Below are 22,681 nucleotides of genomic sequence, written 5' to 3'. Positions count from 1 at the left end.
TCCCGGCTCCATCCTGGTGGGAAGGGGGTTGCTGTGGTGAGCAAGCCTGTTTGGGTGAGGGGGGCTTTGTGGTGAGCAGGCTTGCCCCGCGCTGGGCTGCGAAGCGGCCCCATTCCAGACGATATGGTTTAGCTGAGACACCGAGGTGCCTGGATTTGGGGCTGCTTCGCAGCCCAGCGCGGGGCAAGCCCGCTCACCACAGCAAGCCCACCACCACAGCGAGCCCGCTCACCACAGCGAGCCTGCTTCCCACAGCAGTACCACCCACAGGTTTGCTCAAGGTACGTCAGAACAGGTTGGTAAACAGCCAGTACAGGCTGCCGGACAACACAATCGCCGCCGGCAGTGTCAGTACCCAGGCCATCAGCAAATTGCGGATGGTCTTCATCTGCAAGCCGCCGCCATTGGCGACCATGGTGCCCGCCACGCCGGAGGACAACACATGGGTGGTCGACACCGGCAAGCCATACATGTCTGCCGCGCCGATGGTCAGCATTGCCACGGTTTCCGCCGCGGCGCCCTGGGCGTAGGTCATATGGGTCTTGCCGATCTTTTCACCCACCGTCACCACGATGCGCTTCCAGCCGACCATGGTGCCGAGGCCCAGGGCGATGGCCACGGCGATCTTCACCCACAGCGGAATAAAACGCGTGGAGTTGTCGATCTGCTGTTTGAACAGTTGCAGCTTGTCTTGGGTGTCGGCATCGAAGTGACCGACTTTGCCCTTTTCCATCAAGCGGATGGTTTCGCTCGCCAAATACATGTCATTGCGTACGTTGCCGACCGCTTCGGCGGGGACTTTGGCCAGGGAGCCGTAACCTTTGACTTCATCGCCGATATGACCGGTCAGGGCGGCGAGGGCGGGCACCAGTTCCGGGGTGGCTTCCTTGGTGCGCACGTACACCGAGAGCACTCCACGCGGGTCGCCGGTCAGCGGCTGTGGGGCGGATTTGACCAGTGCGGCCTGGGTCACTTCGGCCACCGCCGCAAACTGCAACGATTGCTCGGCGGGCATGGCGCGGTTCAGGGCATAGGCCATCGGCAGGGTGCCGACCAGGATCAGCATGATCAGGCCCATACCTTTCTGGCCATCGTTGGAGCCGTGGGCGAACGACACCCCGGTGCAGGTGGCGATCAGCATGCCGCGGATCCACCACGGCGGCGGAGTGTCGCCTTTGGGCGCCTTGTACAGCGCGCGGTTCTTCACGAAGGCGCGCAGGGCCAGCAACAGCAACGCGGCAAACACAAAGCCGATCAGCGGCGAGAGCAGCAAGGCGTAACCGATCTTGATCGCCTGGCTCCAGTCCACCCCGCTGGTGCCGTCACGCCCGTGCATCAAGGCGTTTGCCACGCCCACGCCGATGATCGAACCGATCAGGGTATGGGACGACGACGCCGGTAAACCCAGCCACCAGGTGCCCAGGTTCCACAGGATCGCCGCGATCAGCAGGGCGAAGATCATGGCGAAACCGGCCTTGGAGCCCACCTGCAGGATCAGCTCCACCGGCAGCAGGGCGATGATGCCGAACGCCACCGCGCCGCTGGAAAGCAACACGCCGAGAAAGTTGAAAAAGCCTGACCACACCACCGCGAAATGCGGCGGCAGCGAATTGGTGTAGATCACCGTGGCCACGGCGTTGGCGGTGTCGTGGAAACCGTTGACGAATTCGAAACCCAGGGCAATCAGCAGTGCCACGCCCAGCAGGAGGAAAGGCGTCCAGGTGGTGAGCTGTGCGCCCATTTCATGCATGTCGTGCATCAGGCTATAGGCGGTGAACAGCAAGCCCATGGCGAGCACGGCGAAAAAGATGATCACGGTCAACAGGCTGGGTTTCTTGTCCAGCCGAGGTTTGGGGTCTGCCGTTGCGGTGGACAGCGAGGCAGTCAGGGAAGGGGTGGCCATGCCGGAGCATCCAGATTAAGGAGGATGTCGCCCATGATCATTGCAGAATGTTACAGAGATGCTGCGTCAAGTCATGGTTTAAGCAATTGAGGCCACCGTCGGTCTGTTCCTACGGCGGGATTACTCGTCTCAGTAGTCTTTACGCTTGCGGAATGCCCAGCGCCCGGCAATCAGGGTGAACGTCGCCACCAGCGCCACCAGGATCCAGAAGCCCTCCGGGTCTTGGGAAAGCGGCACGCCGCCCACGTTCATGCCGAAGAAGCCGGCGATGATATTGATCGGCAGCGCCAGCACCGTCACCACGGTGAGGGTGAACAACGTGCGGTTGCTCTGCTCGTTGAGGTTGGCGGCGATTTCTTCCTGTAGCAACTTGATGCGCTCACCCAGGGCCGTCAGGTCGTTGATGATCAGCGCGAACTCCTCGGTGGATTTACGCAGCTCTTTCACGTCTTCCTTCTGCAACCACTGCGGCGGGCGATTAAGCAGGCGCAGCAGCGAGCCCGGCTCCAGCGCCAGCAGGCGTTGCAGGCGCACCAGCACCCGGCGCATGGCGCCCAGTTCGGCGCGGTTGGTAGACAGGCGCGAGGAGAGCAACTGGTCTTCGATATGGTCGACGCTGATGCTGGTTTTGCGCACGATCTGCGTCAGCACCTCGCCTTGATCGCGCAGCAGATGCACCAGCAATTCCAGGGGCGAACGAAAGCGCTCGCCGCCTTTGACCGACGAACGCAACTTGTCCACCGAGTGCAGCGGTTGCAGGCGCGCACTGATCAACAGGCGGCTGCGCGCGCATACCCACAGCGTGGAAATATCCGACGACACCATGCTGCTGAAGTTGAACACCACGTCGTTGACCACGGCCAGCAACGCCGAGTCGACATGTTCGATCCGTGTGGAACGGGAGCCTTCGTGCAACGCCTCAAAAAACTCCTCGGGCAATTGCAGATGCGCTTTCATCCAGCGCTCGCAGGCGGCGTGCGCCAGGTTCAGGTGCAGCCATAGGAACTCATCCGGATCGGCCGGTTGCTGCAACGCTTGCAAGGCCGTGGCTGAATCGATCTGTTCGCCTTTTTCACCTGGGCGAAAACGAAAACCGTAGAGCAAGCCAAACAGATCGGAATCCTGGTGGCTGTGGTCGATGCTGTGGTTCATGGGGGCTCGCAGAGAAAGCACCTGTAGGACGTTTCACAGGTTCGCGTGGGCGAATCATTGCAAGGCTGTATGACGCGGACATTACGGTTTGAAGGCGCCCATAAAGAAGCGCCACCCGAAGGTAGCGCGTTTTTAAAGGGGTAGATCAATTGTCTTGCTTGTCTTCCAGCACCGCGCCGGTTTTGGCGTTGAGGGTCACGTCCCACTTTTTACCGGCGGTGTCGGTCATTTCGACCTCGTAGACCAGTACGCCGTTTTTGTGGTCCAGCTCGGTATCGGTGATGCTGGCGCCGGCATGTTTGGCCACGGCGGCGGCGTTGAGTTTTTCGAATGGCATCACTTCGCCGGACTTGAGCAGGCCTTCAATCTGGTCCGGGCGAACGTCCGCCTGGGCCAGGCCGGCGGTCAACGTCAGGGCAGTGGCAGCGAACAGGGCAGTCAGGGTTTTCATGGTGGGCTTCCTTCTCGGTTGAGCTGTTTAAGTGGCGCCAGATTAACCGGCGCAACTTAACTCATCCTTAAAGGCGCACTCAGTACTTATAGTCGTTGAGCAGATCCTGCACGCTCGACGACGGCCAGCGCTTGTAGAACTTCAGCAGTTCGGCGGCGCGGTTGGTGAAGATACCGTCGACGCCGGCCTTCATCACTTTGTCGAAGTCCACGGGCTCATCCACCGTGTAGACGTGGACCAGCAGGCCCTTATCGTGGGTCAGCTTGTTCATTTCCGGCTTGACCAGGTCGGTGTAGCTCTGGTCGCCCAGGTTGGTCAGCTGAGCCGATGGGCCGGTGCCGATGGCGCCAAGGCTCTTGGCCTGGTCCACCCATTTTTCAAATTCGGCGGCGTCCTTGGGTTCTTGCTTGGCGTAATACGCGGCCTTGGTTGGCTCGCCGGATTCGGCAAAGGTCTGCTTGGACTTCGGCTCGATGCTGCCTTCGCCTACCCACAGCAGCAGGATCTTCGGCGTGTTCGGCATTTCCTTTTGCAGTTCTTTGAGGCTGGCGGTTTCAAAGGTTTGCAGCACTACGCGGCCCTTGCCCTGACCCACGCCGGTGTTGCTCTTGCCCAGCTTGGAACCGGCGGAACTCAACCAGCCTTTATCCAGCAGCTTGTTTTTCAGGTCGGCTTCGATGCCAGGGAATTGCTGGGGCTCTTTGGTTTCGATGTACAGCCCGGGTTTGTGCTGCGGGTTGCCCTCGGCGATCTTGATGATGTCGTCCAGGCTGAGGATTTTCAGGCCGACGAACCCCGGCCGCGCGCGGTCCGGGTAGGCAGCGTTGAACCAACTGCCGGCATCGAGGGTTTGCAGTTCTTTCCAAGTGAATTCATTGGCCGGCGCGTCTTTGCGCTCGGGGAACTTGGTGGCCACATCGGTGGTGCGTTGCAGGTTGTTGTCGTGCAGGGCGAACAGTACGCCGTCCTTGCTGCGTTGCAGGTCCAGTTCCAGGTAATCGGCGCCCAGGTCGCGTGCGACTTTGTAAGCGGCGGCAGTGGATTCGGGAGCATCGTAGGACGCGCCACGGTGCGCGATCACGGCGGGGTATGGAATGCCTTCGTTGGTTGCCAATTCAGCCGGGCTGATCGGTTCGGCGGCCTGTGCGTGGCCCAGGCCGAGCATCAGGGCGAGCAGCAAGGCGCTCTTGGTGAACGTGGCAGGCATAGGCGAAGTCCTTTCTTGGAGGTAGCTTTGAGAAGGGCTCCTTTTTAACAATTGATTGCGAACGGCGCTATCACCAAACCGACATTAACGTGCGCTCGCGCCAATTTTCTGCGCATTTTTACCCTGCATTGCAGTACTCTTGCCCGCAGCTGCCCCGTCAGAGGACAGCAACTTCTGCCACGCGTGTAAACCATCTTTCCAGTCCCTGTGGGACTTTTCAGTGAGGTTTAGCATGCGCATCACTTCCGAGCTTATCTGCCAGGCCGCCGACCAACTCAACGGTTTCGTCGGCCTTAACCGCAAAACCGGCCAGTACATCGTGCGTTTCAGCGAAGACTCGTTCGGCATGGACGTGGCCGATGACGGCATTATCCCCTGCGCCGAATTTGTCTGGCTGCCGGCTCCGGGGCAAACCATGACCCTGTCCCGCGAGCGCATTCAGTTGCTGCTCGATCAGAACATCGACGATCGCATCAACATCACCGAACCGCTGCGGGTGTATATGCGCCGGGTGGAAATTCCGCAGATCAGCGCCATGCGCAGTCTGGTGCAGGCCCAGGCTCGCGCCTAAAAGGTGTAGTCCCGTTCTACCTTGCACACCCGCGTGTGAAACGCCGAGTACCAGGTGCTACGCCCTTGCTCACGCACCGCCCGGTGTTCGGCGTGATGTTTCCAGGCCAGGATCGCCGCTTCGCTGGCCCAATACGACACGGTGATCCCCAGGCCGTCCTCTCGCGCTGACTCCACCCCGAGAAACCCCGGTTGTTCACGAGCCAGTTCGAGCATGCGCATGGCGGCCTGGCTGTAGCCTTGATCGCCTTCGGTGCGCAGCGAGGTGAAAATCACCGCGTAGTAGGGCGCCGCCGGTGTGTCAGCGATCATGCCGACACCGCCTGGCAGGCCTTGAGCAGTGCTAGCGCCAGCGGCGGTGGGGTGCCTTTGAGCGCTGCACGTTCGGGCTGGAACAGGGTTGCGACAAAGAACGGATGATCCAGTAGCTCCACCGCGCGCAGGTCGCCGGCCGAATCGTGCCCGGTAGGGATCAGGTCGCCTTCGAATAGGGCCTGGGCGAAGTCCGGGTTCACGCCGTAGCGGCAGCGATAGCCTTCTTCGATCTCCAATTGGCCGTAGGCGTCGGCGATACGGGTGTAGGACGCTAACCGTACGGTATCGGTGGCCTCCACCAACGAGCAACTTAACGGAGTGATCACCACGCGGGCGGCGTGGGGCGCCAGCTCGCCGTGTTCGGCATCGACCCAGCCCAGTACATTGCGGGCATATTCGAGCACGGCATGTTGAAAGCCGCCGCAGGTGCCGAGGAAAGGACGCCGCTGTTCGCGGGCAAAGCGGATGGCATGCAAGGCGCCTTCGGTATCACGGTAGGGGCTGGCGGGCACGCACCAGAAACCGTCGAAGCGGTGCAACTGCGAACCGGCTGTGAGGGTGTCGGTGTCGAGCCACTGCGGATGGACCTGCACGCCGAGGCGGTCGGCAGCCTGTTGCAGCGCGACGGGAATCGCCTGGTGCGCAATCACATCGGGGTTGTAGTCGCCGATCAAGGCGAGGTGCAAGTGCTTGGCTTTCATCGTGGGCGTCCCATGGCTTGTGGTGTCCTGGCGTGCACTATAGATTGGCGCCCACGCAATCAATATTGGCGTTTGAACACATGCTCAATGCAGCTATGCACTATCAGCTCGACTATGCCGATCTCTCTCTGATCCTCGCGCTGGTGCGCGGCGGCACCCTGGCGCGGGCGGCGGCGCTGCTGCGGGTGGATGTGTCCACGGTATTCCGCGCCGTGCGGCGACTGGAGGCGGCGCTGGGCCAGACGCTGTTTGAAAAGAGCCGCGCCGGCTACCTGCCCACCGGCCTGGCCAGCAACTTGGCGCAACAGGCCGAACGGGCGGAGCAAGCGTTGGAAGCGGCGCGAATCGGCGTGGAGCAGGGCGGTGAAGTGATCAGCGGCACGGTGCGCCTGACGTGCACCGACTCCGTGCTGCAAGGTTTGCTGCTACCGGCGCTGGCGCAGTTCATGCCGGACTACCCGGCGCTGAGCCTGGAACTGACTACCTCCAATGACTTCGCCAACCTCAGCCGCCGCGATGCCGACATTGCCCTGCGCCTGACGCGCACGCCGCCGGAGCATCTTGTCGGCCGTTGTCTGGGGCGTGTGTCCTACCAAGTCTGCGCCAGCACCGACTATGCAGCCCGCCACGCAGGCTGTGAGTTGGCGGAACTGGCCTGGGTCGCACCGGATGATTTTCTGCCCGATCACCCCACCGTCGTCTGGCGCCGCCAGCACTTGCCGGGTGTACGCCCCAGCTATCGTTGCAACAGCATGTTGTCGGTCACCGAACTGGTGCGGGCGGGGCTTGGGGTGGCGGCACTGCCGGACTTTCTGCTGGGTAGCGGCCTGCAAGCGCTTGGCCCGGTGCTGACCGGGCATGACACCGCTCTGTGGCTGCTCACGCGCCCCGATTGCAGGGCCTTGCGCTCAGTGGTGACGCTGTTCGATGAGTTGGGAAAACAGGTGCGCTTGCCGCAAGCCTAAGTCTTGCGCACAAAGTGCTCATGCATTTCGCACGTCAGGCTGTCGATGTGCTCCGAGAGCTGCTTGGTGATTTCCGTCAGCCGGGTGTTCTGCTCCAGCAATTCCAGTAGCTGCTTGGTGGTTTGCTCGGCTTGGGCCTGGCGCTCGCTGTTGGCAATGGCCAAGGCTTCGCGGTGTTGGGCGTCGGCATCGGACTGGGCCTTGTCCCGTGCGGCCTGGCGCGTCTGGGCCAGCAGGATCAACGGTGCGGCATAAGCTGACTGCAGGCTGAAAGCCAGGTTGAGCAGGATAAATGGGTAGACGTCGAAGTGGGTGATACCACTTACGTTGAGGGCCACCCACAGGATCACGATCAGGGTTTGTGCACCGAGAAACGCGGGGGTGCCGAAGAACCGCGCAAACGCTTCGGCTTTGAGTGCGAAGGCGTCGTTACCGAACGTCGGCGCCAGGTGGGCGTGGCCTCGGTGGAAACGCAGGTGGTCGACAGGTTTTTTTTGAGGGGCATCTGGGGTCATGGCAGGCTCGGATCATCAACGGTGAGACAGTGGTTCACTATAGCTCTGGCCGACTGTCTACTGCATGAATGATCCGAGCCCCGGCTCAGTGAGCCCCCCGCACGTTGGCAAACGCACTCACTGCCTGCACCGCCTCGCTGGTGCCCTCACGGATCTGCACGATCACCGCGCCGGCGCGGTTGGCCAGGTCTACCCCCAGCGCCGCACGGTCACGGGTGCCGTCCATGCTGGTGATGGCCTGGCGGGTTTCGTTCTGGATCATCGCGATCATGCTGGATATCTCGGATGTCGAGCCACTGGTGCGCGCCGCCAATTGCCGAACTTCATCGGCGACCACAGCGAACCCGCGTCCTTGCTCACCGGCCCGGGCCGCCTCGATGGCGGCATTGAGCGCGAGCAAGTTGGTCTGGTCGGCGATCGCGCGAATGGTGTTGACGATGGCGGTGATCTGTTCGGAGCGCTCGCCCAATTTGGCGATCAAGTGCGAAGAACCGTCGATATCGACGGCAATGTCGCGCATCCCGCTGGCACTTTGCTGAATCACCTCGGCGCCTTTTTCGGCAATGTCCCGTGTGGTCATGGAGATGTGATAGGCCTGGGCCGCGCTGGCGGCATCGGCGGCGTGCTGCTGCACTCTGGCCGTTACGTCCGAGGCGAATTTGACGATTTTGCACAGGCGCCCGCCTGCGTCGTAGACCGGGTTGTAACTGGCTTCGAGCCATACGGTGTTGCCGTGTTTATCCACGCGTTCGAACTGCCCGCTGAACAGTTCGCCCTGGTTCAGGCGCCGCCAGAAATCGCTGTAAGCCTGGGTGCCGGCGGTGTTCGGGGCGCAGAAAATACGGTGATGCTGGCCCTGGATCTGCGCCAGGCTATAACCCATGCGTTGCAGGAAGTTTGTATTGGCTGTGATTACCGTGCCGTCCAGGTTGAACTCGATCACTGCCATGGCCCGACCGATGGCTTCGAGTTTGCCGTTGGATTCGCTTTCGCTTTGCAGGCGCGGGGTGACGTCCATGGCGTACTTGACCACTTTGATCAGGCGGCCGGTGTCATCGCATACTGGGTTGTAGCTGGCCTCCAGCCACACCGACTGGCCGTCGCCAGCCACCCGTTCGAACGTGCCGGACTGGAACTGGCCGCTGCGTAGGTTCGTCCACAACTGGGCGTATTCGGCGCTGCGGGCGAATGCGGTGGTGCAAAACATTCGATGGGGTTGGCCCAGCACTTGGTCGGCTCGGTAGCGCAAGGTTTTGAGAAAGTTGTCGTTGGCCCGCAGCACTTGGCCTTGCGGGTCGAACTCGATCACTGCCATGGAGCGTTCCATGGCGTTCAGCAGGCTGTTCTGTTGATTGAGGGTGTATTGCAGGGTGTCGATCGTTTTCTTATGAGTATTGAAAAACATGATGGTGTGCTCGAGCAAGCAAGCGTCTGAGGTTATCCGTGGTTATGCGCCTGCCCCCGTAAGGCATAGGCCCTACGGCTGACGTGCTCATTGCCAGCCTCCGTGTGCTGGCAGTGTGGGTGGAACAACCGGTTCAGAGTGATCAGCCCGACCAGAAGTTCGTTCCAAGGACAGGACCTTTGTTAGGCGGCCGACCAGTAATGGCATTATGGTATCTCTGCGGGAAAGCGCGGATATTTCGGACGAGATGTCATTGCGCCACTATCAGGCCGAGCGCGCTAGCCTGTCGGTGTTGGTGCAGACCCGGTTGCGGCCGGTGTGTTTGGCGGCATACAGGGCACGGTCTGCCGCATTCAGCCAACTGGCTGCATCGTCGTAGACCGGCTGGAAATCCGCCAGGCCGATGCTCAGGCTGACCTTAAGCTCCGGAAGGTGAGGGATGCGATAGTTGCAGAAGGTTTCCCGCAGGCGTTCCATGCGCTGCGCTGCCTTTTCCAGTGACATTTGCGGAAGGATCACACAGAACTCATCGCCTCCATAACGCCCGGCCAGGTCGTTATCCCGCAGGTTGCGCCGTAGCTCCAGGCTCAATTGCCGCAGCACCGTGTCGCCGACGATATGGCCGTGGGTGTCGTTGATTTGCTTGAAGTGATCGATATCGATCAGCGCGATGGTGGCGTGGCTTTTCTGATGCTGGCACTTGTGGAACTTGAGGTTCAGCAAGTCTTTCCAGGAACCGTGATTGAGCAGCTCCGTGAGGCTGTCGATACGGCTCAGGGCGCTGAGCGTGCGTTTGTGGTCCGACAGTTTTATCGCCAACTGATAGCAGACCATGCCGATAGCCATGGGGTAGAGCGTCAGCATCGGCAGGCAGGCATACACCTCTATCAGCCTGACATTGAGGTTCAGTTGCACGCCAAACAACACCCAGGCCAATCCTGCTCCGAACAATTGGGCCAGCAGCCCGCCTAGCAACAAACGCTGGCCGCCGGCGGCCACGTTGTTCATGGCTACCATCGACAGCAGGGTGACGCTGGTCAACGGCGTAAATTGCAGCGTTGCGGTCCAAAACCCGCTGAACAGGGCATCAAACAGCAGGTTGCGCCGTTCAGCGTTGTAGGGAAACTTGGCCCGGATAGCCAGTTGATACGCCACATGAGGCCAGACAAAACCATTGACCAGCAGCGCCGCCCAGACCCACGCAGGCATCCCCAGCGGGTAGAGCGCGGCGGTCACACTGAGGCAGCACATGGCCGCGCCGATGATTCTTGGCTTGTAAATACGCCTGGCAAACGAGATCCCTTTGCCTTGTCGGTTTTCCATAGATACCTGGGTTAGCTGATTTTTTTGTAGATATAAAGGCACGCATTCTGGGGAATTACCGTTGATCGGATAACTCCCGTGAATATTGTCAATTATTCAGGTAGGAATAATCAGTGTCCTTCCAGGCCATTTGCGCAAAAAGGATGGCAGATGCGTCAAAAGCGACCAGGAATGTCGCTGTTGCAACAGTCGTTATGGCTGTGTGCTGGGCTTGATTTCGTAGCCGGCCAGAAACAGGTCGATGGCGGACTCAATCACGCGGGCCTGGGTGGCCGCGTCGAGGGTGGGTTGGCCCAGCGTAATCTGCGGCCAGAATGCAAACGCCTTGAGCAGGCTCTGGATCTGGTGAGCGGCAAAGGCCGGGTCGTTGCCGGATAGCCGCCCGTCTTCTTGAGCCGCGCGGACCCATTGGGTAAAGCCTTCTTCCCGTTGGCTCAAACGCGTGACCATATTCTGCGCGCGTTCTGGCGAATGGATCGTGGCGGCAATGGCAACTCGGGCCAGGTCGAGAAAGTTGTTATCCGACATCATCTTCATCTTCGCCTCCAACAACCCGCGCAACTGTTCGCGCAACGGGCGGTCGCTGCTGTAGCAGACGTCTAACTGCGCGACCGTGCTGGCCCAGAGTTGATGAAGTATCTCGGCGAACAATTCTTCTTTGCTCGGGAAATGGTTGTAGACCGTGCGTTTAGAGACCCCGGCAGTGGCGGCGATCTTGTCCATGCTGGTGACCTCGAAACCGTTTTCGCGAAATTCGCTGATCGCCGCGCTCACGATGGCTTCGCGTTTGCGGTCGGTAAGACGTTGAGGGGCAGTCATGGTTGGCGGTCGGCTCTCAGGAGGGAAATTACACTCGGTAGTTTACTTGCTACGGGTTTTGTTGCAATCTTGAAACTACACTGTGCAGTGTAGTTTATGAGCGGACTGTAGGAGTCACTCTGTCATGGCCATGATTTCATCCCGTGTCGTCCCTTCAGCCAAACCCGCCGAGCAGGGTAAAGGCGCTTTCAGCAACGAAGCCCCCGTGCAGCATGGCGGTTTCGGCAAAACGTTGCGTATTTTCTGGAACATGCTGTTTAACAAACCCCGCACAACGCGGCCGGTAGGGGCTATACCCGTCGAACCGCTGACCCGCGACCAGTTATGGAATGCGCCGGACCACAGTGTGTTTCGCCTGGGACATTCCACCGTGCTGTTGAAAATGCGCGGCAAGTTCTGGGTGACCGACCCGGTCTTCGCCGAACGCGCTTCCCCATTCAGTTGGGCCGGCCCCCAGCGTTTCCACCAACCGCCGATTAGTCTGGATGAACTGCCTGACCTTGAAGCGGTGATTCTTTCCCACAACCACTACGACCATCTGGACCGCAATGCTGTCATCCAACTGGCCGACAAAACCCGGCATTTCCTCGCGCCGCTGGGCGTGGGCGACATTTTGGTCAAGTGGGGGGTAGATGCCAGCAAAGTGCGTCAATTGGACTGGTGGCAGGGCACCGAGGTGGATGGCATTCGTTTTGTCGCCACCCCCGCCCAACATTTTTCCGGGCGCGGCCTGTTCGATGCCAACCACACCCTGTGGTGTTCATGGGTCATGATCGACGGCTCACGGCGAATTTTTTTCAGCGGCGACACAGGCTACTTCGACGGCTTCAAACGTATCGGTGAACACTACGGCCCCTTCGATCTGACACTGATGGAAACCGGTGCGTACAACGTCGACTGGCCCCATGTTCACATGCAGCCCGAGCAAACCCTGCAGGCCCACATCGACCTTAAAGGCCGTTGGCTGCTGCCGATCCACAACGGCACCTTCGATCTGGCGTTCCATGCCTGGCACGAACCCTTTGATCGCATCATGGCATTAGCGTGGGAGCGAAATGTGTCGATTGCAACGCCACCAATGGGACGGGCATTCAGTTTGAATCAGCCAGAGCGTGGGCATGCCTGGTGGCTGGACGTGGAAACCCATGGTGCTCGGGAACATCTGGCGAGCTGACGAAAGCGCCGTCGAAAAAGGAGTTTTCAAGCTGTTTCAAGGCTGCGACAGGTGCCAGTCAAGGGTGCGATCATCCCCCGGAAAATTATCGCAGGGGGCCATCCGATGGAAAAGGATTACAGGAAACCGTGTTCAAAAACAGTCGTTTGCCCAGTGTCGTCACTGGGGCTGGTGCAGGGCGAATCGACAAAACCCGCCTGCGGTCCGCCTCAGGTCTCCACTGACGCTGGAGGCGCAAAAAAGGGTATTGCTTTCGATACAGCCCCCCAAGCTCGTATTCACCTGGAAAGTCATATTCCGATTCCCGGTTTCAGCGCGCCCAGCCTGCCTGCAAAACCCATGCGGGATCCGTCGCTGTCACTCATAGCGTTAAGCGGCGTGGACCCTACCGAGCCGGTGATGGTGGAAGTGCCATTGGTGCAAAACGACACCACCCGCACGGTTACCTCATTTTTGGCTGGCAAGCGTGTAGGGTTTGCCGACCGCTACCAGCAGGGCGATGCCCACGCCTCCATCGAGCACTCCGCATCCTTCATGCGCGCACTGGAGAGGCTGCGCCGGGGAGGGGCGTTGCTGTTTCCAGTGTCGGCACAGCGGTTGGACGCCAGCCTGCAATTCGACCTGCATACCCGCAATGAAATCGATGATCTGATAAACCAATACCGTCTGGATGCCCTGGTGTCGGACAGCCGCAGCGGGGCATTCCATGCGGCTTGCTGGGCTGGTTACCCCAAGGTGGGCGAACCCCTCGAAGATGGCGCCACGTTATGGTTTTACGGCGCGCGATGGTCCAGGGACTCTCTGGCGGCGCTGGCACAGGCCTATCGCAACGCCGCTCGGCTGAAATCTTCATAACCGCCGTAGGCACGGAATAGGCTGAGTGGCTAAGCTCCATTGGCGTGAGGCGTGGTCGAGTCCATGGCTGCTGCGGTGGTGCCCATCAGCCGTGCAATCATGCTCTGGGGGGCAGGTTCGGTGGGGCTGGCGGCCCACTTGCGAGCGGTCATACCCCATCCCGGTGCGAAGCCCGGGAAGAATACCAACCCTTCAGCCTCCAGCCGAAACGCCAACGCCAGGCGGGTTTCGTCATCGGCCTCGACGTGCTGCTCAAAGCGTTGCACGGCGTCGACCGTCACACCTGCCTGGCGTGCCAGCTCTTCCCGGCTCCAGCCCAACATGGCGCGGGCCTGCACGCAGTGCTTGGCGGTGAATTGGTGCAGCAGGATCTGTTGGTCTACGAAAGAACTGATTGCCAGAGAGGACATGGAATTTCTCCAGGGTTCGACGAGTGAAGGCAAACTATACTGTGTTTTTGTACAGTTGTTTTGACCGCTCATCAACTTGTGCCGTCTCTTGGCGTTGAGCCACCTGCTATTGCACCCCTGGCGCCTCGCGAATGATCAGATGGTCCAGGTTCTCGATATCCGCGCTGAATACCCCGAACGTCTGTTCCGGGTTTTTCTTGCTCGGCACCTGTTTCAACTCCGGGGTCACGCCGTAAAAGAAGCAATATAGCGTGCGTTCACTGTCGACAGCCGCTTTGATCTGCTCCAGGAATGCCTTGCGTTTGCGATAGTTCTCGATGAGTTTTTTGCTCAGATAGACATTCACCGAATAGGGTTTCTTGTCCAGCCATACCTTCTTTTCGAAGTCGATGCGAAAGCTGTTGGTGTAGTCCTTGATCTCTTTGATCTTGCCCCAGTAAATCAGGCCCTTGTTGTCTTGCAAGTATTCGATTTTCTTGAAAAACGTCCAGTAGGTCGCGGTGTGATCGCCGATCTTCAACGGCATGCTTTTCAGCTTGTCCTTATTGTCGATGTTCGATACATAGCACTCCACCGGATGGGCGAACACGCTGGTTTTGTCCGGTGCGCTTTCGTGGGAGCTGGCGGGGGAGCCTACGCGTGTTGAAGGCGTCTTCGTCGGATCTTGTGGGATCTTCTCTTCGTGACCGGGCAGTGCGGGGTTGCGTGGGTAAGTACGTCGCGTCAGTACAAATTCCGATGGGAAATTGTCCTCTCGCTCGTCGTCGCTTTCGCCGGCAGCGCCCTTGTGCGTGCTGGCGTAACGGCAACCGTCGATATGCTGGGTGGCCGGGGTGTTTTTGAAATGTGGCGTGCGCAGGTAGTTGACGTTTTTCGCGTTGAAGGTGGTCAGCACGTTGCTCGCTTGGAACGCAGCGCGGCACACGTCGTTGGGGCACAGAAAGCTGTCCTTGTCAGAATCGAAGGCGACGGTTTCGTCGAAATTCAGCTCGCGCACATCATAGATCGATAGCTTTTCGTCGAGACTCAGGCAGTAGGCCGTGTCGAATTTCATGGGGCTCGGGTCCGTGAGAAAGTTCGCTATTAATAGCCGGATCCTAGGTAAATATCAGCAAGAACCTGCAACCCGCCGTCCACTCAGAAAACACAAGGTGCCGCCCAGCGCGGTCAACGCACCCAGGGCGTAGAACATGCTGGTGGGCGCTGCGTTGATCAACAGATAGCCGCAGATCACCGGGCTCATCGCGCCGCCGAACGCCGCCAGGTTCTGTGCGCCGTAGTAACTGCCACGCAGCGCTTGCGGGGCGATGGTGTCGATAAACAGGAACTCCGATGGGTAGATGATCATCTCGCCCAAGGTGAACACGAACATTGCCACGCACCAGCTCAGCAGACCGTCCGCGAGGCTGAAGCCAACCAACCCGGCGATGAACAGCGTGGTGCCCAGCACGATCCAGTAGCGTAATTGCTCACGCTTGAGGAAGCGGCCGATCTGGTATTGCATGGCGATCACGGTAACGGCATTGCATGCCAGCACCGCTGACAGAATTTTCAGCGCCTGCTCCGGCTTGTAGGCCACCAGCAGAAACTGTGACAGATAAAGCGTATAGCGCCCGTGGACAATGGTGCTGAACAAGCTGCCGCTGGTGAACAGGATCAACGTGCGATCATTGCGCAAGGTACGCAGCGTGCTGAGAAAACTCAGTGGCTTGACGCTTTCGTCGCGTTGAGTGGGCGGGATGCCGATCATCAGGAACACACTGCCCAAGGCAATCGCGCTGGCGATCAAAAACGGCGCCAACGGCATATGCCCGGCGATCACTACGCCCACCATGGGGGCGGTGGCGTAGCCGACGTTGGTCAGGGTGTAACGCAGGGAAAACACCTTGGCCCGTTCCCCCACCGGCAGGTTTTCGCTGATGATTGCCTTGGAGCCGATCAAAAACAGTGCCGAGGCGGCTTCGGTGATCACCAGGGTCAAGGTGGTGAGGTAGAGGTTGCTGGCAAAGGTCAGCAACAGAAAACCGATGGAGCTGGAGAGCATCGCCAGGATCAACAGCTTGCGTTTTTCCAAACGATCGATGATGTAGCCGCCATACAAGCCCAGCAGCGTGGCGATAAACACCGCGACGCCCATCAACAGGCCGATGTCCTGCTGGTTGAGGCCCAGGCGGGTGCTCAATAGCAGCGCCAGCAACGGGCTGGTCATGGCGCGGCTGACCACGATGGTGACCGAGCAGATCATCAAGCGGCGGATTACCAGGGAGTAGGTGGCCACGGTGAAGGCGAGCGTCCTAAAGAGTACTTAACGACAACATAGATCAAAGGTGGGAGGGGGCTTGCCCCCGATAGCGGTGTATCAGACAAGCATCAGTTAACTGAACCACTGCTATCGGGGGCAAGCCCCTCGCACATTTTCAGACCGTGTTGTTACTGGCCGGCATTGATGGTGATTTTCTCGACCGCCCCTTGCTCCAGGTCCCACTTCTTCAGAATCTTGCCGTAGGTGCCGTCATCGATCATGGCCTGCAACGTCTCACTGATCGCCGTGACCAGCTCGGTGTTGCTCTTCTCGATGCCCAGCCCGGTGAATTGTTTGGAAATCGCCAAGCCCACCGGCTTGTACTTGCCCTTGTCCAACGACATCAGATACGGAATGGTTTCGCTGCCCTGCATCGCTGCATCCAGGCGGTTCTGCTGCAACTGCGCTCGCGCGTCCGCCGAACCTTCGGTACCGATCACTACGATGCCTGGCTTACCCGCCGCTTCGCAGTGTTCCTTGCTCCATGCGGTAATCTCCGACGGCCAAGTGGTGCGGCGGCTGGTGCCGACTTTTTTACCGCACAAGTCAGTCAATTCCTTGATCTCTTCACGCTTGGCCAGGGTGTACAGCTGTGGGCCGCTGGTGAAGTAGTCGATAAAGGTCACCGATTTCTGCCTTTCGGCGGTGTCGGTCATGCCTGACAGCACGATGTCCACGCGCTTGGTGGTCAGGCCGCTGAGCATCTGCTCGAAGCCGGTTTCCTGCCATTTGATCTTTACACCCAGGCGCTCGGCCAACGCATTGCCCAGGTCAAAGTCAAAACCGGTGAGTTTGTTGGTGGCCGGGTCTTTGAAATCCATCGGCGGGTAGTTCGGCACGATGGCCGCGCTGATTTCGCCTTTGTCCTTGATGGCCGCCGGCAAGGCGAACACAGCAGTGGAGGCCATCAGGCCGGCGAGCAGGGTAGGGATAAACAGGTTTTTCATGGGGACGTTCTCGTTAGTTATTTAGTTAAGTGCGAACGGCAGAAATAAAGCTTTGGGTACGCGGGTTTTGTGGGCTTATTAGAATTTCTTCGGGGCTGCCGGCTTCCACAATCTGGCCGGCGTCCATAAACACCATGCGGTTGGACACTTCACGGGCGAAGCCCAACTCATGGGTGACCACGATCATGGTCATGCCGGTGGTGGCTAAATCGCGCATCACCGACAGCACTTCTCCTACCAGCTCCGGGTCGAGGGCCGACGTGGGTTCGTCAAACAGCATCAACTTGGGACGCATCGCCAGGGCGCGGGCAATCGCCACACGCTGCTGCTGACCGCCGGACAATTCCACCGGATAGGCATTGCGCTTGTCCGCCAGGCCGACGCGGGCCAGCAGCTCCATGGCATCTTCGATGGCCTCTTTGGGCGAGCGTTTGAGCACCTGGCACGGGCCTTCGATGATGTTCTGCAGCACGGTCATATGCGGGAACAAATTGAAGCGCTGGAACACCATGCCAGTGGCCAGGCGCTGGCGGGCGATCTGCACTTCGTTCATCTCGTGCAGCTTGTTGCCGACCACCCGGTAACCCACCAGCTCGCCGTCGACCCATAGGCCGCCCTTGTCGATTTTTTCCAGTTGATTGACGCAGCGCAGCAGGGTGCTTTTACCCGAGCCGGACGGGCCGATGATGCACATCACCTCGCCTTGTTCGACCTCGATATTGATGTCGCGCAGCGCGTGATACTGGTCGTAATACTTGTTCAGGTTGACGGCCTTGACGATGCTTCTCATGGGGCAAATCTCCTCAACCCAGACTTACGAACGCTTGCCGGCGCCGCGGGCAAAGCGACGCTCCAGGCGGCTTTGGCCAAATGAAAGAACGGTCACCACCGCCAGGTACCAGATGCCCGCGACGATCAGCAGCTCCATGACCCGCGCGTTGGCGTAGTAGATGTTTTGCGCGTTGTGCAGCAGCTCCGAGTACTGGATCACACTGGCCAGGCTGGTCATTTTCACCATGCTGATGAACTCGTTGCCTACGGGCGGAATAATCACGCGCATGGCCTGCGGCAGAATGATCCTACGCAGCGCTTGCAGACTCGGCATGCCGATGGATTTGGCCGCTTCGTACTGGCCGGTATCCACCGAGAGCAAACCGGCGCGCACCACCTCCGCGGTGTAGGCACCCTGGTTGATGCTCAGGCCGAGCAGGGCGGCCACGAATGGCGTCATCAGGTCGACGGTGTCGATGCTGAACAGGCCGGGAATCGCGATCACCGGGAAGATCAACGCCAGGTTGAACCACAGCAGCAGTTGCAGAATCAGTGGCGTACCACGGAACAGCCAGGTGTAAGTGATGGCCACGTAGCGCAGGATCGGGTTGGCCGACATGCGCATGATCGCGGTGATCACGCCGATCACCACGCCCAGCGCCATGGCCAGAATCGACATGACGATGGTGTTCACCAGGCCCCACAGAATGGCCTCAGACGTGAGGAACTGACCGATGTAGGACCATTCGATCTGGCCATTGGCGAATGCGCGCAATAGTGCGGCCAGGACGATCACAATCAACGTGGCGAAGAACATGCGCCCGTAATAGCGCCGCGGCACATGTTCGTACTGGGTGATATCGAACTGGTTCTCGGACTGCTTGCGCTCGGCTTGCAAGCGCTCGGCAGGGGTTGGGTTCATGGTGATTCTCCAAAAAAGCGATTACCGCTGTACTCGGTGTAACTGTTGAAATGCGGTCAAAATGTCGGAACTGGCTTGGCTGCGAAAACGTCCGTGCTGGCACCACCTATTCCAGTGGCTCAAAGCCGAAACCCCAGGTAACTCTCAGCCCATTTCTGCTGCTCAGCCAACGCCACCTTCAACCGCCCAATCTGCTCGCGCACTCGCTCCGGCGCCGTCCCACCCCAGCCACTGCGCGCAGCAATCGCCGCTTCCAGGGTCAGGCAATCGCGCACTTCAGGGGTCAACCGCGCATCCACCTCGGCCAGCATCGCCGGCGAGGCTTCCCACAATTCGATCTCATGCTTCTCACATGCCTGCACCAAAGCGCCGGTAATCTCGTGGGCCTCCTTGAACGGCACGCCACGGGTGGCCAACCAATCGGCCACTTCGGTCGCCAAGGTAAAACCCATGGGGGCCTGGCGCCGCAGCTCTTCCACCTGCACCTTCATGGTCGCGACCATCCCGGCCATGGCCGGCAGCACCAGCAGCAGAGTGTCGACGCTGTCCAGCACGCTGTGCTTGTCTTCACTCAAATCGCGGTTGTAGGAGAGTGGCAACGACTTGAGCGTCGACATCAACCCGGTCAGGTTGCCGATCAAGCGCCCGGCCTTGCCCCGTGCCAATTCGGCAATGTCCGGGTTTTTTTTCTGCGGCATGATCGAGCTACCGGTGGCGTAGGCATCGTCCAACACGACCCAGCGAAACTGGCGTGACGACCACAGGCAAAACTCTTCGGACAGCCGCGAAATATTCACCCCGAGCATGCCCGCCACAAACAAAAATTCCGCTACATGATCGCGGCTGGCCACGGCATCGATAGAGTTTTCGCAGGGTGCGCTGTAGCCCATTTCCTCAGCCGACTGCTGCGGTTGACGCGCAATCGCGGAACCTGCCATCGCCGCCGCGCCCAACGGCGACAATGCCGTGCGCGCATCCCAATCCACCAGGCGTTGTACGTCACGCAGCATCGACTGTGCGTGAGCCAGCAAGTGGTGGGCGAACACAATCGGCTGGGCCTGCTGCAAGTGGGTAAAGCCCGGGCAGATACTCTCGATATGCTGTTCGGCTTGGGTCACCAATGCCTGCTGCAACCCCAGCACCTCGGTGGCGATGGTGCGCGCATGGTCTCGTAGGAAAAGGCGAAGATCATTGGCCGTCTGATCGTTGCGCGAACGCCCGGCGCGCAGCTTGCCGCCCAGGGCGCCGAGGCGCTCGGTCAGGACGCGTTCGATAAAGGTGTGGACGTCTTCGTCATCCAGGGTCGGATGCAGGCGGCCGGCGGCGAAGTCCTCGCCGATAGTGTCCAGTGCCTGCAGCGTGCGCTGGGTCTCCGATTCGTCCAGCAGCCCGGCGCGCTGCAACTCACGGGCATGGGCGCGGGAGCCAGCCAGGTCGTAGGGCGTCAGGCGGAAATAACGCTCAGGGCAACGGGACAGCGCCGCCAATGCCGCGGACGGGCCACTCTTGAAACGCGCGCCCCAGAGGCGGTCGGTAGGCTGAGACATAGGTGTTCCTCACGCTTGTTTTTAGAAGAGTCGGAGGCAGTAAAAGTAAGTTTTCAATCGGGTTGAACCGGCGTCTGACGCACCGTATTCAAGGTTGCCAAGGGCGGTTGTTTATGTTCATTATCGCCGCCTGGCTGTATTCAAGGATTGGGTCAAAGCCTGTTTGAATATGGCACTAGAGGTCAACGCGTATTATGGAAACCCCACTTTCCAATTCTGGAAACATAGCGCCGAAACCCGGCACTCGACCGCCTTTGCAACTGAGCGGCCTGGACTTCAAATTGCTCCGGGTATTTATGGCCGTGGTCGAGGCGGGAGGCTTCAGCGCCGCTCAAAACGAGCTGAACGTGGGCCTGGCGGCCATCAGCAAACAGATTTCCGACCTGGAAATCCGCATCGGCATGCGCCTGTGTACGCGGGGCCGCGAAGGCTTCGGGCTGACCGAAGAAGGCAAGTTGGTATATCAGGCCAGCATTGAGTTATTTGCATCGGTGGACAGTTTCAGAGACAAGCTTAGTTCGGCGCAAAACGAGCTTATTGGTGACCTTAGTGTCGGAGTTATTGATAACACCGTCTCCGATGTTAATTCACCATTGATTAAAGCCCTGGGCGCCTTACATAGCCAGTCGCCAAAAATAAGATTGCGCCTACATGCCTCGCAATTGGATGAGGTTGAGCGCGGCGTAGTGGAAGGGCGTTTGATCGTCGGTATTGTTCCCGTATACCAGCGCCGCGAAGAATTCGACTACTTCCCGCTCTACGAAGAAAGGGCCCACGCCTACTGCGCCGTAGGACATCCGCTGTTCACTGCGAACGACATCACGCCTGAGGTGCTGCGCCAATATGAAGTGGTCAACCATCGGTATGCGATCCATCGCGATAAGAGCCATTTCGTCAACTACGACAGCCAATCGGCCTCAGCCTCCCAGGTCGAAGCCGTCGCCATCCTGATCCTTACCGGCCGCTTTATCGGTTTCCTGCCCGAACACTACGCCACACCGTTGGTAAGGGAAGGGCGCCTGCGCGCACTGTGTCCGGAGCAGGTTCACCTGAGCACGGCGTTTAACCTGATCCTGCGCCACAACGCGCCGAGAAGTCCGCTGGTAAAAGCCTTTGCCACCGCCCTGGGCGTAAATCTCAAAGCCACCCCATAAACCCTTCGCCGAACACAGATCGACGGGTTCGAAAAACGTCAAATGTGGGAGGTGCCGAGGTTTAGCGAGGCTGCGATGGGACCGACTCGGTTTCCCTGTCGAACTTCTCCACCCGCATCACCGCTGCAACCGAGCGCGCTTTTTCTTCTTCGCATGAAAATGCCGAAAATGCGCATCCTGCGCCGCCGCCAACAACTCCCGATCCCCACGCGTATCGCCCCAGGCTCGCAGTCGATACTCCCCCAGATCCCCGTACACTGCCTCAAGCCGCAGCACTTTATTCTCACAGCGGCAGTTATTGCCGGTGAGCTTGCCGGTCAACACCCCGTCGACCACCTCCAGCTCCGTGCCAATCAACTTGATCCCAAGCCGATCGGCAAATGGCTGCAGCACCAACGCCGGCGATGCCGAGCACAGCGTCACCTCCGCCCCTGAGCCCAACTCCTGCTCCACCGACAGCACCCCCGCCGGGCGCATCAGCCGCGCCCAATTGCGCTGGCAGTACTCTTCGGCTTTCTGCTGCACCCACGTCTTCTCCACCCCGGTCATAAAGGTGCGGATCAACTGTGCTTTCAACTCATCCCGGCTGATCTGCCGCACCAAAAAGCGCAGCCCCGGCACGGCCAGCTTGACCATCCGGCCATAGAACTCGCCGCTGCCGAAGGCAAACTTGAGGAAGGGCACGAAACTGTCGTGGTGGGTGAGGGTGCCGTCGAAGTCAAAGACGGAGAGTACTTTGGCATCAACGGGGCCGGCTTCGAGCATGTCTGGGTTCACGGGTTGGCCTCGGTCCTATTTAGTATTTTTAAGCGTGCATCAGGTGTGACAGCAGGAGTCTACTCCCGTGCCAATCTTCCGATCTTGGCGTAAAGCGCTTCGGTGAAAGCATCCGGGTCGCTTGATCGGTGACAACGCTGATGGCAATTGGGGCACAAGGCTACAGCATTGGTGATGCGATCCGAACCCTTAGCATGCTGTAGGTCCGATCCTGAATTTTTGTCAAAAAAAAGAGCTGCGATTAGCAGCTCTTTTTTTTACTTGTAAATCAATCCCAGCTCAGCGCACCGCCGGTCTGGTACTCGATCACGCGGGTTTCGAAGAAGTTTTTCTCTTTCTTCAAGTCCATGATCTCGCTCATCCATGGGAACGGGTTGGTGGTCCCCGGATACTCTTCTTTCAAGCCAATCTGCGAGAGCCGACGGTTAGCGATGAACTTGAGGTAATCCTCCATCATCGCTGCGTTCATGCCGAGAACACCGCGCGGCATGGTGTC

General features: G+C 59.5%; 23 protein-coding genes and 3 pseudogenes. 5 read left to right on the top strand and 21 right to left on the bottom strand.

Annotation, left to right across the window (positions count from 1 at the left end; translation table 11 throughout):
* Window positions 1-286: 286 nt before the first annotated feature.
* The 4 genes from YA0848_RS29765 to YA0848_RS29750 form a co-directional block, all read right to left on the bottom strand.
* On the bottom strand, window positions 287-1,903 hold the full coding sequence (locus tag YA0848_RS29765; protein WP_169903362.1) for an inorganic phosphate transporter: 1,617 nt from the start codon (window positions 1,901-1,903) through the stop codon (window positions 287-289).
* 129 nt (window positions 1,904-2,032) lie between these two features.
* Window positions 2,033-3,055: a transporter gene (locus tag YA0848_RS29760; RefSeq protein ID WP_034100005.1), complete on the bottom strand. Its 1,023-nt coding sequence runs from the start codon at window positions 3,053-3,055 to the stop codon at window positions 2,033-2,035.
* Between the two features lie 145 nt (window positions 3,056-3,200).
* Complete coding sequence (locus YA0848_RS29755) at window positions 3,201-3,506, bottom strand: PepSY domain-containing protein (RefSeq protein WP_034100004.1); 306 nt, start codon at window positions 3,504-3,506, stop codon at window positions 3,201-3,203.
* Between the two features lie 79 nt (window positions 3,507-3,585).
* Entirely contained in the window at window positions 3,586-4,713 is a 1,128-nt protein-coding gene (locus tag YA0848_RS29750) for a glycerophosphodiester phosphodiesterase (protein WP_034114948.1), read from the bottom strand.
* A 232-nt stretch (window positions 4,714-4,945) separates the two neighbouring features.
* Between YA0848_RS29750 and YA0848_RS29745 the strand changes: the two genes are divergently transcribed.
* Window positions 4,946-5,284: a DUF2025 family protein gene (locus tag YA0848_RS29745; protein ID WP_034100001.1), complete on the top strand. Its 339-nt coding sequence runs from the start codon at window positions 4,946-4,948 to the stop codon at window positions 5,282-5,284.
* On the opposite strand, the gene YA0848_RS29740 is transcribed toward YA0848_RS29745, so the two are convergent.
* Complete coding sequence (locus YA0848_RS29740) at window positions 5,281-5,595, bottom strand: antibiotic biosynthesis monooxygenase family protein (protein ID WP_034099998.1); 315 nt, start codon at window positions 5,593-5,595, stop codon at window positions 5,281-5,283. The genes YA0848_RS29745 and YA0848_RS29740 overlap by 4 nt on opposite strands.
* Window positions 5,592-6,299: a CTP synthase C-terminal region-related (seleno)protein gene (locus YA0848_RS29735; RefSeq protein ID WP_034114947.1), complete on the bottom strand. Its 708-nt coding sequence runs from the start codon at window positions 6,297-6,299 to the stop codon at window positions 5,592-5,594. The genes YA0848_RS29740 and YA0848_RS29735 overlap by 4 nt, the downstream gene beginning before the upstream one ends.
* An 80-nt stretch (window positions 6,300-6,379) precedes the next feature.
* On the opposite strand from YA0848_RS29735, the gene YA0848_RS29730 reads away from it, so the two are divergent.
* Window positions 6,380-7,264: a LysR family transcriptional regulator gene (locus YA0848_RS29730; protein WP_169903363.1), complete on the top strand. Its 885-nt coding sequence runs from the start codon at window positions 6,380-6,382 to the stop codon at window positions 7,262-7,264.
* Here the strand turns inward: YA0848_RS29730 and YA0848_RS29725 are convergent.
* The 5 genes and pseudogenes from YA0848_RS29725 to YA0848_RS29710 form a co-directional block, all read right to left on the bottom strand.
* On the bottom strand, window positions 7,261-7,779 hold the full coding sequence (locus YA0848_RS29725; protein WP_034099993.1) for a DUF1003 domain-containing protein: 519 nt from the start codon (window positions 7,777-7,779) through the stop codon (window positions 7,261-7,263). The two genes, YA0848_RS29730 and YA0848_RS29725, sit on opposite strands and share 4 nt — an antisense overlap.
* Window positions 7,780-7,864: 85 nt before the next feature.
* A pseudogene (locus tag YA0848_RS36815) lies at window positions 7,865-8,302 on the bottom strand (methyl-accepting chemotaxis protein); the annotation flags it as partial.
* A 111-nt stretch (window positions 8,303-8,413) separates the two neighbouring features.
* Window positions 8,414-9,106 (bottom strand): annotated as a pseudogene (locus YA0848_RS36810) (PAS domain-containing protein); the annotation flags it as partial.
* Between the two features lie 342 nt (window positions 9,107-9,448).
* On the bottom strand, window positions 9,449-10,507 hold the full coding sequence (locus YA0848_RS29715) for a diguanylate cyclase (protein ID WP_169903365.1): 1,059 nt from the start codon (window positions 10,505-10,507) through the stop codon (window positions 9,449-9,451).
* Window positions 10,508-10,699: 192 nt separating this feature from the next.
* Window positions 10,700-11,326: a TetR/AcrR family transcriptional regulator gene (locus tag YA0848_RS29710; protein WP_034099988.1), complete on the bottom strand. Its 627-nt coding sequence runs from the start codon at window positions 11,324-11,326 to the stop codon at window positions 10,700-10,702.
* A gap of 124 nt (window positions 11,327-11,450) precedes the next feature.
* Between YA0848_RS29710 and YA0848_RS29705 the strand changes: the two genes are divergently transcribed.
* Both YA0848_RS29705 and YA0848_RS29700 read left to right on the top strand, forming a co-directional pair.
* Complete coding sequence (locus YA0848_RS29705) at window positions 11,451-12,500, top strand: MBL fold metallo-hydrolase (RefSeq protein WP_034099986.1); 1,050 nt, start codon at window positions 11,451-11,453, stop codon at window positions 12,498-12,500.
* Window positions 12,501-12,605: 105 nt separating this feature from the next.
* Window positions 12,606-13,355 carry a hypothetical protein gene (locus YA0848_RS29700; protein WP_232925209.1) on the top strand — a complete coding sequence of 250 codons (750 nt, stop codon included), beginning with the start codon at window positions 12,606-12,608 and terminating at the stop codon, window positions 13,353-13,355.
* A gap of 29 nt (window positions 13,356-13,384) precedes the next feature.
* On the opposite strand, the gene YA0848_RS29695 is transcribed toward YA0848_RS29700, so the two are convergent.
* The 7 genes from YA0848_RS29695 to argH all read right to left on the bottom strand — a co-directional run bounded on the left by YA0848_RS29695 (window position 13,385) and on the right by argH (window position 20,254).
* Complete coding sequence (locus YA0848_RS29695) at window positions 13,385-13,765, bottom strand: helix-turn-helix domain-containing protein (RefSeq protein WP_047882006.1); 381 nt, start codon at window positions 13,763-13,765, stop codon at window positions 13,385-13,387.
* Between the two features lie 106 nt (window positions 13,766-13,871).
* Window positions 13,872-14,819, bottom strand: coding sequence for a hypothetical protein (locus tag YA0848_RS29690; protein WP_169903366.1), 948 nt, complete (start codon window positions 14,817-14,819; stop codon window positions 13,872-13,874).
* Window positions 14,820-14,873: 54 nt separating this feature from the next.
* On the bottom strand, window positions 14,874-16,043 hold the full coding sequence (locus YA0848_RS29685; protein ID WP_169903367.1) for an MFS transporter: 1,170 nt from the start codon (window positions 16,041-16,043) through the stop codon (window positions 14,874-14,876).
* Window positions 16,044-16,195: 152 nt separating this feature from the next.
* Complete coding sequence (locus YA0848_RS29680; RefSeq protein ID WP_034099978.1) at window positions 16,196-17,014, bottom strand: ABC transporter substrate-binding protein; 819 nt, start codon at window positions 17,012-17,014, stop codon at window positions 16,196-16,198.
* A 25-nt stretch (window positions 17,015-17,039) separates the two neighbouring features.
* The gene (locus tag YA0848_RS29675; protein ID WP_034099976.1) at window positions 17,040-17,804 is read right to left on the bottom strand and encodes an amino acid ABC transporter ATP-binding protein; all 765 of its coding nucleotides are present in this window, start codon (window positions 17,802-17,804) and stop codon (window positions 17,040-17,042) included.
* Between the two features lie 24 nt (window positions 17,805-17,828).
* Window positions 17,829-18,707 carry an amino acid ABC transporter permease gene (locus tag YA0848_RS29670; RefSeq protein WP_034114941.1) on the bottom strand — a complete coding sequence of 293 codons (879 nt, stop codon included), beginning with the start codon at window positions 18,705-18,707 and terminating at the stop codon, window positions 17,829-17,831.
* A gap of 119 nt (window positions 18,708-18,826) precedes the next feature.
* Window positions 18,827-20,254 (bottom strand): argininosuccinate lyase, encoded by a 1,428-nt coding sequence (gene argH, locus YA0848_RS29665; protein WP_034099972.1) that lies wholly within the window; start codon window positions 20,252-20,254, stop codon window positions 18,827-18,829.
* Window positions 20,255-20,448: 194 nt separating this feature from the next.
* Between argH and YA0848_RS29660 the strand changes: the two genes are divergently transcribed.
* Window positions 20,449-21,408, top strand: coding sequence for a LysR family transcriptional regulator (locus YA0848_RS29660; protein WP_034139060.1), 960 nt, complete (start codon window positions 20,449-20,451; stop codon window positions 21,406-21,408).
* Window positions 21,409-21,525: 117 nt separating this feature from the next.
* Here YA0848_RS29660 and YA0848_RS29655 read toward each other — a convergent pair whose 3' ends face one another.
* From YA0848_RS29655 to YA0848_RS29645, 3 genes and pseudogenes are all read right to left on the bottom strand, one after another.
* Window positions 21,526-22,173 carry an HAD-IB family hydrolase gene (locus YA0848_RS29655; protein ID WP_034099970.1) on the bottom strand — a complete coding sequence of 216 codons (648 nt, stop codon included), beginning with the start codon at window positions 22,171-22,173 and terminating at the stop codon, window positions 21,526-21,528.
* 71 nt (window positions 22,174-22,244) lie between these two features.
* Window positions 22,245-22,376 (bottom strand): annotated as a pseudogene (locus YA0848_RS29650) (HNH endonuclease); the annotation flags it as partial.
* Between the two features lie 77 nt (window positions 22,377-22,453).
* On the bottom strand, window positions 22,454-22,681 hold a 228-nt coding region (locus tag YA0848_RS29645), incomplete at its 5' end, for a ribonucleotide-diphosphate reductase subunit beta (protein WP_332874102.1).

The organism is Pseudomonas sp. S4_EA_1b, assembly GCF_016307435.1.
GTDB lineage: Bacteria > Pseudomonadota > Gammaproteobacteria > Pseudomonadales > Pseudomonadaceae > Aquipseudomonas > Aquipseudomonas rhodesiae.
Note: the sequence above shows the minus strand (reverse complement) of the source record. Positions and strands in the feature narration are given on the sequence as shown.